Source organism: Plantactinospora mayteni (genome assembly GCF_016862935.1).
Classification (GTDB): Bacteria; Actinomycetota; Actinomycetes; order Mycobacteriales; family Micromonosporaceae; genus Plantactinospora; species Plantactinospora mayteni.
In genome coordinates this window covers 60,212-73,693 of sequence record NZ_BONX01000063.1, presented here as the reverse complement: position 1 = coordinate 73,693, position 13,482 = coordinate 60,212, and the positions used below count along the sequence as shown (strand labels likewise).

Below are 13,482 nucleotides of genomic sequence, written 5' to 3'. Positions count from 1 at the left end.
TGCCAGTGGACCTTCGCCAACCTCCCGTGCGGTCCGGCGCGGCGCGGTGAACACCGTGCTCGCCGACGATCCGGGCGTAGTGCGGCCGGGTGTAGTGCGGCCGGGCGTGACCGCCGTGCGGTCCGGGTTGACGTGGTCCCGGGACGGGAGTCGAGCATGTCCACCAAGCACTGGAGTGCGGCGAGTCGGCGGAGTCTGCTGGCCGCCGGCCTGGCCGCCACGGTCGCGGCCGGCGTCACCGCCCCCGCCCAGGCGTCGCCCGCTCGGCGGGGCGGCCGGGGCGGTCCGCAGCGGCCGAAGTGGCAGCACCACCTGAGGTCCACCCCGGACGCGTTGCACTGGGGCGGCTTCCCGATCGGCTGGAAGCCCGGTCTCACGATGAGGTCGGGGGAGACCGTTCGGGTCGACACCCTCTCCCACCAGGGCTTCACCAACCCGGCCGTCGACCCGCGCGACTACTTCGGTGCCTTCGGCGTCAAGCCGGACGAGATCCTGCCGGACGGGCTGGCGTTCTGGGCGACCCTGCCGGAGCGGCAGGCCACCGGCCGGCAGTACGGCGGGCACATCCTGACCGGCCCGATCTACGTCAAGGGTGCCGAGCCGGGTGACACGATCGCGATCGACATCCTCGACATCGACACCCGGGTGCCGTACGGCTTCAACAACACCGCGCCGACCGGCGGCGTCATGGCCACCTTCTACCCGGGTTGGCGGGAGGGCGACCAGGGCCTCGACATACCCGCCGAGATCCCGCCCGACCTGCCGGCCGGCGTCTGGCCCGACGTCCGTACCCACCTCTACCGCACCGGCATGCACCGGGGTCAGGAGGTGGTCTTCTTCTCCGACGACATCATCATCCCGACCCACAAGTTCATGGGGATCATCGCGGTCGCCTCCCCGACGGGTGAGTTCATCGGCAACACCGAGGACGCCCCGCCGCCGGCTACCGGAGTGCAGAACTCGACTCCGCCCGGCAGGTTCGGCGGCAACATGGACGTCCGCGACCTCAACGTCGGGACCACGCTCTATCTGCCGGTGTTCCAGCCCGGCGCGCAGGTCTTCATCGGCGACCCGCACAGTTGCCAGGGCGACGGCGAGGTCAGCGGCACCGCCGTCGAGCACTCGCTCGCCGGTACGTTCCGGATCACGCTGATCAAGAACGTGGCGACCGAACTGCCGTGGGCCGAGACCGACGACCACTGGATGATGATGGGCATCCACTGGGACCTCGACCGGGCGATGCGGATCGCGGTCGAGAAGACCGTCGACTTCCTCGTCACCACCCAGGGTCTGACCGTGCCGAAGGCGTACTCGTTCGCCTCCATCGCGGTGAACTACCACAACGCCGAGGTGGTCGACCGGACCCAGGTCGTGACCGGCTACATCCCGAAGAGCGTCTTCAAGGGCCGCCGCTGATCCGACCCCGGCGGCCGGGGGACACCGGGAGGTCCGGACAGGACAGTCGTGACCGGGTGTGGCCGGGGCGGGACGACAAGCTCAAGTAATGCTCAAGATCCGGTTCGCGTCGCCCGTAGCTGCGAAAAATGCGCTTACGCTCACCGCACCCAGCTCACCCATCGGCCGCGCCATCGCTGCTCGGGACGTCGACCGTCGTCCTGCCCAGGCCCACCGTGGGCGAGCTCGGCACGACCGTGCCGAACATCGGTCCGGCCCGTACCCGGGTCGGCCACGGCATCGACCACAGGCCGAAAACGACAAGGAGTGGAGCATGCGACGCAGACGACTGCGCATCGCGCTTCTCGCGCTGCCCGCCCTGGTGGGGACTGTCCTGATGGCGACCGCGCCGGCAGGCGCGGATCCCACCAAGTCCACCGCCACGGGTGGTTCCGGGCGATCCTCGCTCGAGGACCAGGCGTCGGTACGCCTGGTACGCATCCAGTTGACCGGCGCCGACCTGCTGGACAAGGTGGTGGCCGCCGGCTTCGACCTCGAACACGGCCTGCGGCGCGTGCCGAGCGGGATCGAGGGCGAGGCGGTGGTGACCGCCGAGCAGGTCGCCGAACTCAGGGCGATGGGCGTCACGATCCTCGGCGACGACGAGAGCTTTGCCTGGAGCGACGAGGCCGACGGCGGTCTCCAGGCCCTCGGCGCGCGGTCCGTCCAGCCGCTCAACCACACTGAGACGGTACGGGTCGTCCGTGCCGACTGGTTCACCACGAAGGGCCAGGGCTTCCTCTACGTCGAGGCGCGGACCACCGAAGGACAGCAGGCGGACCCGGTCGTCGGGATGCAACTCGAAAACGACTCGGGCCGGGGTACGCCGTTCGGCTACGCCCGGACGATGAGCCGGTTCGTCGACTCCGGGCAGTACATGTTCCACCGGAACCTGTTCAAGCTCGACGCGCGCCCGAAGCAGATCCGGGTGACCAGTTCGACCGGCGGCGTCACCACCGGCACCGTCTCCAACTGGCTGGAGGACGCTCCGTCGCCGCTGACCGCGAACCCGGGCTACAAGTGGGACTTCGTGGACGGCTACCGGACCCCGCAGCAGCTCTACAGCCGCGCCAGGGAGATCGCCCGGCAGTACCCGGACATCGCCGAGATCGTCTACCTGCCGAACAAGACGAACGGCTACCAGCGCAAGGCGCAGGCCACGATCGGCGGTACCGGCCAGGAGGCGGTCGTCGTCAGCTCGGCGGCCTGGGGCCACGAGGGCGGCAACGACATCACCGTCGAGTTCGTGGACCGGCCGGGGGCGGACCTCCCGCTCGCCGTCGAGGTCGCCGGCAAGGCGATCCGGGTCCTGCTCGCGAAGAACGCCTCCGGTGGGCTGGCGAGTACCGCCGCCGAGGTGGCGGCAGCCCTGGAGAGCGGGTCCCAGGGCCTCGTCGACCGAGCACACCCGTACCGGACGAACGCCGGCACCGGCATCGTCGCGGCGACGGCCGGTCCGGTCGCGCTGACCGACTTCCTCGACCAGAAGCGTGCCGGCGCACCGGAGGGCGAGGTACCGCGCGGCCCGGCCACCATCCCGGTGCTGCGGATCGGCAAGCACCGCGACGGCAAGAAGCCGGGCGTACTGATCCAGGCGCAGGACCACGCCCGCGAGTGGGTCCCCGCGACGACCTCGCTGGAGGCGGCCGAGCGGCTGGTGCACAACTACCGGTCCGACCGGGAGACGAAGAACATCGTCGACAACGCCGAGGTCTTCTTCATCCTCTCCAACAACCCGGACGGGGCGAACTACAGCTTCTACAACTTCGCCTCGCAGCGCCGGAACCTGACGAACCACTGCCCGGACGAGAACGCCGATCCGGCCCGGCGTAACGGCTGGGGTGTCGACCTGAACCGGAACTACCGGGTCGGGTCGGCCCACGACGGCTACTCCGGCGCGTCGACGAGCTGCGTCAGCGACACCTTCCAGGGGCCGGCGAAGCTCTCCGAGCCCGAGGCGAAGAACATCATCTGGCTGGTCGAGAAGTACTCGAACATCAAGTTCATGATGTCGGTGCACTCCAACGGCGGCCAGCTCTTCTGGCAGCCCGGCGCCTACATCGCGGACGGCCGGATCACCACGCCGCGCCCGCCGCTGGGTGACGAGGCGTTCTACTGGCAGTCGGCCGCCCGGATCCTGTCGCAGGTCAAGGCGCACCGGGAGACCGTCGTCACGCCGGAGAACGTCGGCGGGTCGTCGGACGTGCTCTACTCCTCGGCCGGCAACGTACGCGAGGACCTGTACCACACGTACGGGATCTACGCCTTCGGCTGGGAGGTCGGCGGCTCGGTCTACAACCCGGGTACCGGCAACTGGCAGGGCGGCTCGTTCCAGCCGCCGTGGGCGGGAGACCCGGCGCTGGTCAGTGGCCACGCCGAGACGATGGAGTACGCCAACGGGATCATGGAGATGTTCCGGATCGCGGCGGAGTGGGGCAAGGACAAGAAGGATCCGACGTCCCGGCTGCTTCCCGGCGACGGGACGTACCGCGGCTCGGTCGACGTGCGGTTCGAGACCAGTGAGCCGGCCACCATCTACTACACGACGGACGGCAGCCGGCCGACCCTGGAGTCGCCGCGCTACGAGGCGACCGAGTTCCGGGAGCCGGGGCAGGTGTTCCACGTGACCGAGACGACGACGTTCCGCTGGTTCTCGGTCGACGCCGCCGGCAACATCGAGAACAACTACGACCCGACGAAGAACGACCGGCGCGAGAAGTACCGGACCGCGACGATCAGGATCGTCAAGAGGTAGCACCCCTCGGTGATCATCGCCCCGTCAGTGCGGTTCGGCCGTACTGACGGGGCGATGGTCGTGCACGAGGCCGGGGCTTGGGCTGTCACGGGATCGCCGTACTGGTGTTACTCGGTCTGGCAGGGTGCGTCGTTCACGGCGAAGTCGGTCGGGGTCGGTGCGGGCAGGACGGTGAGATAGCCGATCGTCACGGAGCCGTTCGGCGGGACGACCGCGTTGTAGCCGAGGTCCCGGGTGGTGACGGTGCCGGCGCTCCGGCTGACCAGCTCCGCTCCGAAGAAGTACAGCGGTTGCTTGTCGGGGAAGGAGAAGCGCAGCGTCCACCCGTTGATCTCGGCCTGACCCCGGTTGGTGATCGTCAACTGTGCCTGCATTCCGGGCGGAAACGCGCCGGTGACCTGGTAGCGCACGCCACACGGCGCCGGATCCGCCGCCGCGTTCGCGACCGTGCCGGAGGCGGCCGTCAGCACGGCGGCGAGGGTGGGCACGAGCAGGACGCGGACCCACCGGGCCACTCGGGACGGACGATCGCGCATGACGGACCTCGCTCTCGGCTATGCCGGCGGCGGGGTGCCCCCGACACCCAGACATCCATGATGAGCGACGGACGGCCGGTCGTGGTAGCGCGACCGGCAAGAGTACCGCCGGATCTTGTCTTCTCCCGGTCCGACCGGGCGCGGCTACCGCCGACGGTGCGACCCCAACACTCGGACAATGCCTATCGGAATAGTAGGCAATGTGGTTCGGTTGCATCAGGTGCCACGGCCGAGAGGAGACCCTCCGATGCCTGCCGACCGACCACGGCGTGTCCCTTCATCGCACCCACTGCACCTCGCCGTCGCGCTCGACGGCGCGGGTTGGCATCCCGCGGCGTGGCGGGAACCGCGGGCCCGCCCGACGGAGCTGTTCACCGCCCGCTACTGGTCCGAACTGGTCGCCGAGGCGGAACGGGGGCTGCTGGACTTCGTTACGATCGACGACTCGCTCGGCCTGCAGTCGTCGCGGCACACGGAGCCGGACGGGCGCACCGACCAGGTGCGGGGGCGGCTCGACGCCGTGCTGGTCGCCGCGCGGGTCGCCCCGCTGTCCCGGCACGTCGGCCTGATCCCCACGGCGGTGGTCACGCACACCGAGCCGTTCCACATCTCCAAGGCCATCGCCACGCTGGACCACGTCTCCACGGGGCGGGCCGGTGTGCAGGTGCGGGTGTCGGGCCGGGCGGACGAGGCGGCGCACTTCGGTCGCCGTACGCTGCCCCGACCCGGTGTTGAGGAGGTGACCGGCCCGGCCGGCCAGGGGCTGCTCGCCGACCTGTTCGAGGAGGCGGCCGACTACGTCGAGGTGGTGCGGCGGCTCTGGGACAGTTGGGAGGACGACGCCGAGATCCGGGACATCGCCACCGGGCGGTTCGTCGACCGGGAGAAGCTGCACTACATCGACTTCGAGGGCCGCCGGTTCAGCGTCAAGGGCCCGTCGATCACGCCGCGCCCGCCGCAGGGGCAGCCGGTGGTCGGCGCGCTGGCGCACCAGAGCGTGCCGTACCGCCTGGTCGGGCGCGTCGCCGACATCGGGTTCGTGACCCCGCGTGATCCGGAGCAGGCCCGGACCATCGTCGCCGAGATCCGCGCCGCGCAGGCCGCCGCCGGCCGGGCCGAGCAGACCGTACACGTCTTCGCCGACCTGGCCGTCTTCCTCGACGACTCGGCGGCGACCGCGCGGGCCCGCCGGGCGCGTCTCGACGAGCGTGCCGGCGGCGAGTTCGCCAGCGACGCCGAGGTGTTCGTCGGTACCCCCGGCGACCTGGCGGACCTGCTGGGCGAGTGGCGGGCGGCCGGACTCGCCGGCTTCCGGCTGCGCCCGGGCACCCTGCCGCACGACCTGGAGCAGATCACCCGGGTACTCGTGCCGGAACTGCACCGGCGGCAGGCGTTCCGCCGCGGGTACGAGGCGGACACCCTGCGCGGGCTGCTCGGCCTTCCCCGACCCGTCAGCCGGTACGCGGCGGGCTGACCGCCGTGCCGAGCATCGCCGAAGAGGTCAGAGACGATGAGGTCAGAGACGATGAGTAGACCCGCCAAGCAGATCCACCTGGCCGCGCACTTTCCCGGCGTCAACAACACCACGGTGTGGAGTGACCCGGAGGCGGGGAGCCACATCGACTTCAGTTCGTTCGTACACTTCGCCCGTACCGCCGAGCGGGCGAGGTTCGACTTCCTCTTCCTGGCCGAGGGGCTGCGACTGCGCGAGCAGAACGGCCAGATCTACGACCTGGACGTGGTGGGCCGGCCGGACACCTTCACCGTGCTCGCCGCCATCGCGGCGGTGACGGAGCGGCTCGGGCTGGCCGGGACGATCAACTCCACCTTCAACGAGCCGTACGAGGTCGCCCGGCAGTTCGCCAGCCTCGACCACCTCTCCGCCGGCCGGGCCGGCTGGAACGTCGTCACCTCCTGGGACGCGTTCACCGGGGAGAACTTCCGGCGCGGCGGTTTCCTGCCGCAGGAACGGCGCTACGAGCGGGCCCGCAACTTCCTGCGCACCACCTGGAAACTCTTCGACTCCTGGCACGGCGACGAGATCGTCGCGGACAAGGAGACCGGTGTCTTCCTCCGCGACGCCCGGCCGGGGGCGTTCCGGCACGCCGATCCGGACTTCGACATCGTCGGGCAGTTCAACGTGCCGCGCAGTCCGCAGGGGCGGCCGATCATCCTCCAGGCCGGCGACTCCGACGAGGGACGCGAGTTCGCGGCGTCGTCGGCGGATGCGATCTTCAGCCGGTACGACACCCTCGCCGCCGGTCAGGCGTTCTACTCCGACGTCAAGGGTCGGCTCGCCCGCTACGGGCGTACGCCTGAGCAGTTGGTGATCCTGCCGGCCTCCACCTTCGTGCTCGCCGACACCGACACCGAGGCCCAGGAACTCGCGCACGAGGTGCGGTTGCGCCAGGTCAGCGGGGAGACCGCGATCAGGTTCCTGGAGCAGCTCTGGAACCGGGACCTCTCCGGCCACGACCCGGACGGTCCACTGCCGGAGATCGACCCCGACCCGGGCGAGAACACCGTCTCCCGGGGCCGGGCCAGCGTGCGGATGTACCGCGACCCGATCGCCACAGCCCGGGAGTGGCGCGAACGCGCCGAGGCCAAGAAGCTGTCGATCCGGGAACTGATCATCGAGGTGACCGGCCGGCAGACGTTCGTCGGCGCGCCGGAGACCGTGGCGCACGGCATCAACGACCTGGTCCAGGCCGATGTCAGCGACGGGTTCATCCTGGTCCCGCACCTCACCCCCGGCGGGCTTGACGGGTTCGCCGACCGGGTCGTCCCGCTGCTCCAGGAGTGGGGGGTGTTCCGCACCGACTACCAGGGCGAGACCCTGCGCGACCATCTCGGCATCGGGGTGGATCGATGAAAGTTACTGGTACCGGCCGTCGGAGGAGGCTGACTCCATGACCGTTCCACCACTTGCCGTACTCGACCTGGTCCCGATCTCCTCGGGATCGAGCGCCGCCGAGGCGCTGCGCAACAGCATCGACCTCGCCCAGCAGACCGAACGATTCGGGTACGCCCGCTACTGGTTCGCCGAGCACCATCTCAATCCCGGGGTCGCCGGGACATCCCCGGCGGTCCTGCTGGCGCTCACCGCGGCGGCCACCTCGACGATTCGGATCGGGTCCGGTGCGGTGCAGCTCGGCCACCGCACCGCACTGTCCACGGTGGAGGAGTTCGGGCTGATCGACGCGCTGCACCCGGGGCGGCTGGACCTCGGCCTCGGCCGGTCCGGCGGGCGCCCGACCGAACCGAAGGCGGAACCGGCACTCGTCGGCGGCAGCGGAGTGGTCGGCGGTCGGGCCCCGAACGGGCTGCTGATCCCACCGAAGTTCTCCTTCGCCCACCTGCTCACGTCACCGCGCTTCGCGTTGCAGAAGACGCTGCTGCAACTGCCGGGCGCCCGGTCGCAGAACTACACCGAACAGATCCGGGACATCCTCGACCTGCTGCACGGGACGTACCGGTCGGCCGAGGGCGAGGAGGCCCACGTGGTACCGGGGGAGGGGGCGCGGGTGCAGATCTGGATCCTCGGCAGCAGCGGGGGCGAGAGCGCGAGCGTCGCCGGGGAGAACGGGTTGCGGTTCGCCACCAACTACCACGTCAGCCCCGGTACCGTCCTCGAAGCGGCGGACGCCTACCGGGCGGCCTTCCGGCCGTCGAAGGAGCTGGACCGGCCCTACCTCAGCGTCTCGGCCGACGTGGTCGTCGCCGAGGACGCGGCGGTGGCCCGCGAACTGGCCTCGGGCTACGGACTCTGGGTACGCAGCATCCGGACCGCCGAGGGCGCCATCCCGTTCCCGACTCCCGCCGAGGCTCGGGCCCACTCCTGGACCGACGCCGACCGCGAGCTGGTCGCCGACCGGGTCGACACCCAGTTCGTCGGTACCCCGGCACAGGTCGCCGACCAGCTCGACCTGCTGCGCGAGGCGACCGGCGCCGACGAGCTGGTCATCACCACCATCACCCACGAGCACGCCGACCGGGTGCGGTCCTACCGGCTGCTCGCGCAGGAGTGGCACCGCCGGCACGGCTGACCGGCACCTTCGCCGTCGGGTCGAGCGGGGAGTCATGGATCTCATCACCATGCCCGACACGTCGTGTCTGGTGGCCCGCCGTACGACGGCTAACGGCCGCAGGCGTAGCCCTGCATGCCACGGGGGTTCGCTCCTGCGCTGAGCAGGCCCGTACCCGGGTCGCGGGCCACCGCACAGAGCCGGCCGAGGCTCCACGGATCGGAGAGCCGCACCTCGTGCCCGTACGCCCGCAGCGCCGCCAGGACGTCTCGGTCGAGCCGGTCCTCCACCACCAGTACACCGGGCTCCATCTCGCGGGGATAGAAGGACGCCGGCAGGCTGGCGGTGTGCCACCCGGGCGCGTCGATGGCCTCCTGTAGGGACTGGCCGCCGAGGAGATGGCGGAGCAGGAACGGCAACTGCCACTGGTCCTGCTGGTCGCCGCCGGGGGTGCCGCAGGCCAGTACGGGCTCCCCGTCCCGGTGCACCATGGTCGGACTCAGCGTGGTACGCGGCCGGCGGCCGGGGGCCAGTGACGAGGCGAGCCCCTCCTCCAGCCAGAACATCTGGAGCCGACTGCCCAGCGGGAAGCCGAGTTCCGGAATGGTGGGGGAGCTCTGCAACCAGCCGCCACTCGGGGTGGCGGAGATCATGTTGCCCCAGCGGTCGACCACGTCCACGTGACAGGTGTCGCCCCGGGTCACCCCGTCCGCCCGCACCGTCGGTTCGCCCGTGCTGGGATCCACCAGGTCGGTGCGGCGCCCGGCAGCGCGTCCGAGCTGGGCGGGCAGCCGTGGCTCCGCCCCGTCGGGACGCCCCGGTCGCAGCTCCGCCGACGCGCGTGCGCCGATCAGGGCAGCCCGCTCCCGGGCGTACTCGCCGGAGAGGAGTGCCTGCGCGGGCACGTCGGTGTCGCCGTACCACGCCTCGCGGTCGGCGAAGGCGAGCTTGAGCGCCTCGGTCTGGGTGTGGATGCCGGTCGCGGTGGCCGGGGCGTACCCCTCGGGGTCGTCGAGCGCGTCGAGGATCGACAGCGTCTGGAGCAGCAGCGGCCCCTGGCCCCAGAAACCGGTCTTCGCCACCGAGTAACCGTGCCAGTCGAGGGTGACCGGTTCCTCCCAGGTCGCCGTGTAGCCGGCCAGGTCCGCGCCGGTGACGAGGCCGGCATGGGCCCGTCCGGTGGAGTCCTGGAACGGCTTACGGCTGAACCGGTCGATCGCCTCCGCCACGAAACCCTCGCGCCAGGCCCGGCGGGCGGCCTCGATCTCGGCGTCGCGGTCGGGGCCGGCGGCCCGCCCGGCGTCGACCAGCCTCCGCAGCGTACGTGCGTAGGCCGGGTTGGCGAACATCTCGCCCGCCGCCGGCGGTCTACCGTCGCGGAGCCAGAGTTCCGCCGAGGTGTGCCAGTACTCCTCGAACAGCGACCGTACGGCCGCCACGGTGTCGCCGACCCGGCCGACCAGCGGGTGGCCGGCGCCGGCGTACCCGATCGCCGGCTCCAGTACCTCCGCGAGCCGGACGGTGCCGTGGTCCCGCAGCAGCAGGAGCCAGGCGTCCACGGCCCCGGGCACCGCCGCCGCGAGCGGGCCGGAGCCGGGGATGAGCTCCATCCCGAGCGACCGGAAGTGTGCGATGGTGGCCCCGGCCGGCGCGGGCCCCTGCCCGCACAGCACCTTCGGGGCCGGGTCCTGGGCGGTCGCCACGATGGCCGGCACCTCACCGCCGGGCCCGTTCAGATGCGGTTCGACGACGTGCAGGACGAACCCGGCGGCGACCGCCGCGTCGAAGGCGTTCCCGCCGCGTTCGAGGATCCCCATCGCCGCCTGGCTGGCGAGCCAGTGTGTCGAGGAGACCATGCCGAAGGTCCCCTGCAACGTCGGCCTGGTGGTGAACGTCATGGCAACACCCCACTACTCGGGTCGGTGGCCCGGACGTCGGGCCGGGAGCCGTCCGGCTGGACCAGGTGGCAGGCGGTAGGCCGCGACAGTGCAGATTACGGCGACCGCCGCCACGGTGGTTCGGAGTGGATCGAGCTTCGCGGGCTCGTCCCGCTGAGGGAGAGGTGCGTCATGAGAACTTCTCGAGTGAGTGATCATGGAAGCGTATGTTGTATACGATGAATGGCGCAAGACCTCCCTGAATGTCCGCCCAGCCTCCCCGTCACCCCGGCCCGCCTGCGGCTTCCGGCGGCGCGGCCCGGGCCGCCTCGGCGGTACCGGTGCGGCCTGGAGACGCGGGTGCTGCGGTACTTTGTCGCCGTATCCGAGGAGCTGCACCTCGGCGGCCAGTGACCCGAGCGGCGGTGCGCCTACGATCGTGCCGTGGACGACCAGACCAGTGGCGCGCCGGGAGCCGACAGCACGCTGCCGGCCGCCGGTCCCGGCCGGGCCGACATCCATCTGCACACCAACCTGGGCGATGGCTGGATCAGTCCGGCCCGACTGGTCCAGACCGCGACTCTCCGGCAACTGACCGTGATCGCGGTGACCGACCACGACCACGTCGAGGGTGCGCGGCGGGTCGAGGAACTGCTGGCCGAACAGAACTCCCCGCTGCGGATGATCACCGGCGTCGAGGTCTCGACGCGTCACGGCCACCTGCTCGGCCTCTTCGTCAAGAAAGCGCCGAAACCACTGCGCCCGGTTCAGGAGAGCATCGACGCCATCAAGGAGCAGGGCGGGCTGGTGGTGGTACCGCACCCCCTCGGGACGCTGGTACCGAGCCTGAGCCGCCGGAGGATCGACGCGCTACTCAGCGCGGGGTACGAGATCGACGGGATCGAGGTCTACAACCCGAGTCCGGCCAACTCGTCCCGACGCGCCGCCGTGCGTTCGGCGAACGAGGAGTGGGGCCTGGCCGAGATCGGTGCGAGCGACGCGCATTTCTGGCAGCACATCGGGGCCGGCTACACCCGCTTTCCGGGGAGGACACCCGACGACCTGCGCCGAGCGGTCCTCGACCGCAGCGTGCGGGCCGGTGGGCAGGAGCAACCGCCGGCTCGGCTCAACCCGGGCGCCTACGTCGCGCAATGCGCCTGGAGTTGGTTCGTGGACCCTCCGCGCCGGATGATCCGTCGGCGCCGCGAGGCCCGCCTCGAACGGGGGGCTCGCGACGGTTGATCCCGGCGTCGATGACAGACCTTGCCCGGAGCGACGCCGGCAGAGGTGTCGTCGGCACGCACCGGCGAGACCGGCGCCGCACCCACCGCTGCTCAGGCGGCCATCGCCTCGGTGGCCTCCGCACCGGGTACCTCCGTATCGGCGGGCCAGAATCGGCGGAACATGAACCACTGCGTCGGGCACTGCCGTACCACCTCTTCCTGGCAGGCGAACATGTACTGCGCCAGGCGCTGTATCTCCCGCTTTCGCTCGGCGTTGCCATGCACGACTCTCGGGAACATCGGCGGAAACGCTCGGATGTAGTAGCGATTGTTCGGTGCGTACCAGACGTAGCCGGGCATGATTGGCGCCCCCGACTTCACCGACAGCGCGGCAGCGCCGACGGGTACGTAGGTCCGGTGGCCGAAGAACGTGACCTCCACGCCTCGTTCTCTGGCCACCGGCCGGTCGATGACGATCGCCACCGCTCTGCTCTCGGCGAGTTCGCGCATTACCTGTCGGACGGCACTCGACACCGGGATGATGTCGACGCTCTTCTCTCGTCGATGCCCTTGGAGGAGGTTGTTCAGGCGCGGATCCTTGAATGTGTCCGCAATGGCCGAGAGCGGGACGTGGCGCGCGGCGATGGCGCCGGCAAGGTCCCAGCTTCCGAAATGACCGGTGGTGATGATCATCCCCTTGTCGGCCGCCATCGCCCGCCGGACGCATTCTCGCCAGCTCATGCCCTGGGTCAGATCCTGTGTCCGTGCGTCGACATCCAGCATGTCCAGATAGGGCAGGCAGATCAGGGATGCCGCGGTTCGGCCGTAGTTGCTCCAGGAACTCAGCGCGGCGCGTCGGACGCGGAGGTCGGACACGGGCAGGCCCAGGACCCTCGCCATGTTTTCCTGCGTCACCAGGCGTTTGGAACGCCATCCCAGGTAGCTCGCCGAGGTGACGGTCGAGGCAAGTCCGTTCCGCACCCGGCGCGGTGTCCTACCCGCCACGGCAATACCCGAGCGCGCGAGCCAGTATACGGATGACACCGTGCGGCCTCCCTACGTCCGGAAATCCATCATCAAAGTCGAATAGCGAACCAGGCGGTGCGGACGTCTGAAATCTCTGTGACCCGGTGGTGAATCTCGATCATTCGACGCCGGCCTCGTCCGCCTCGGCCCGGCACCGGTGGGCGCTGTCGTTCCGCTGCCGTGGTGTCGCGGGTGCCGGACCGTCCGCCCCGGGCCGGGCGGCTGGGACGTGCGGGCGGCGGCGCGCTGCGCGGACCCGTCGTCACGGAGTACGGCCGGCGCTCGTGGCCGTCGACCGCCCGCCCCGGTCAGGACATTGAACCTTTTCAACCTCCGCTCGCCGTCCGGCGAACGCAGGGTCGGACGCGGTGCGTGAGCACCGCGCGGTCCAGGTGGGAAAGGGTTCATTGACGATCACGGTTGCCTCCAGCCTGAGCGGAACGACGGCCACCTAGGTGCGAGACAGGGCGTGGGCTGAGCTGCCGGCAATCGACACGTCGTTCCGGTCGTGGTTAGGGTTGGGTGGCCACGTACGTCAACCGCACTGCTTCCCCCACGTGTGACCACGACCCACGGCTAAGGAGG

General features: G+C 70.5%; 9 protein-coding genes. 6 read left to right on the top strand and 3 right to left on the bottom strand.

Going from position 1 to position 13,482, the window contains the following annotated elements:
- Nucleotides 1–156: 156 nt before the first annotated feature.
- The gene (locus Pma05_RS37755) at nt 157–1,416 is read left to right on the top strand and encodes an acetamidase/formamidase family protein (protein WP_203862327.1); all 1,260 of its coding nucleotides are present in this window, start codon (nt 157–159) and stop codon (nt 1,414–1,416) included.
- Between the two features lie 313 nt (nt 1,417–1,729).
- Nucleotides 1,730–4,210 (top strand): M14 family metallopeptidase, encoded by a 2,481-nt coding sequence (locus Pma05_RS37750; protein WP_203862326.1) that lies wholly within the window; start codon nt 1,730–1,732, stop codon nt 4,208–4,210.
- 107 nt (nt 4,211–4,317) lie between these two features.
- Here the strand turns inward: Pma05_RS37750 and Pma05_RS37745 are convergent, their stop codons facing one another.
- A complete protein-coding gene (locus Pma05_RS37745; RefSeq protein ID WP_203862325.1) occupies nt 4,318–4,746 on the bottom strand; it encodes a cellulose binding domain-containing protein in 429 nt (142 codons plus the stop codon).
- Nucleotides 4,747–4,993: 247 nt separating this feature from the next.
- On the opposite strand from Pma05_RS37745, the gene Pma05_RS37740 reads away from it, so the two are divergent.
- Genes Pma05_RS37740 through Pma05_RS37730 form a run of 3 tightly spaced genes read left to right on the top strand, consistent with a single transcriptional unit; the run spans nt 4,994 to nt 8,792 of the window.
- Complete coding sequence (locus tag Pma05_RS37740; RefSeq protein WP_203862324.1) at nt 4,994–6,220, top strand: LLM class flavin-dependent oxidoreductase; 1,227 nt, start codon at nt 4,994–4,996, stop codon at nt 6,218–6,220.
- A gap of 51 nt (nt 6,221–6,271) precedes the next feature.
- On the top strand, nt 6,272–7,618 hold the full coding sequence (locus tag Pma05_RS37735) for an NtaA/DmoA family FMN-dependent monooxygenase (protein WP_203862323.1): 1,347 nt from the start codon (nt 6,272–6,274) through the stop codon (nt 7,616–7,618).
- 37 nt (nt 7,619–7,655) lie between these two features.
- The gene (locus Pma05_RS37730) at nt 7,656–8,792 is read left to right on the top strand and encodes an LLM class flavin-dependent oxidoreductase (RefSeq protein WP_203862322.1); all 1,137 of its coding nucleotides are present in this window, start codon (nt 7,656–7,658) and stop codon (nt 8,790–8,792) included.
- An 89-nt stretch (nt 8,793–8,881) separates the two neighbouring features.
- Here the strand turns inward: Pma05_RS37730 and Pma05_RS37725 are convergent, their stop codons facing one another.
- Nucleotides 8,882–10,669 (bottom strand): gamma-glutamyltransferase family protein, encoded by a 1,788-nt coding sequence (locus Pma05_RS37725; protein ID WP_203862321.1) that lies wholly within the window; start codon nt 10,667–10,669, stop codon nt 8,882–8,884.
- 423 nt (nt 10,670–11,092) lie between these two features.
- Between Pma05_RS37725 and Pma05_RS37720 the strand changes: the two genes are divergently transcribed.
- Complete coding sequence (locus Pma05_RS37720; RefSeq protein WP_203862320.1) at nt 11,093–11,890, top strand: CehA/McbA family metallohydrolase; 798 nt, start codon at nt 11,093–11,095, stop codon at nt 11,888–11,890.
- Between the two features lie 92 nt (nt 11,891–11,982).
- On the opposite strand, the gene Pma05_RS37715 is transcribed toward Pma05_RS37720, so the two are convergent.
- Entirely contained in the window at nt 11,983–12,915 is a 933-nt protein-coding gene (locus tag Pma05_RS37715) for a lysophospholipid acyltransferase family protein (RefSeq protein ID WP_203862319.1), read from the bottom strand.
- Nucleotides 12,916–13,482 lie beyond the last annotated feature (567 nt).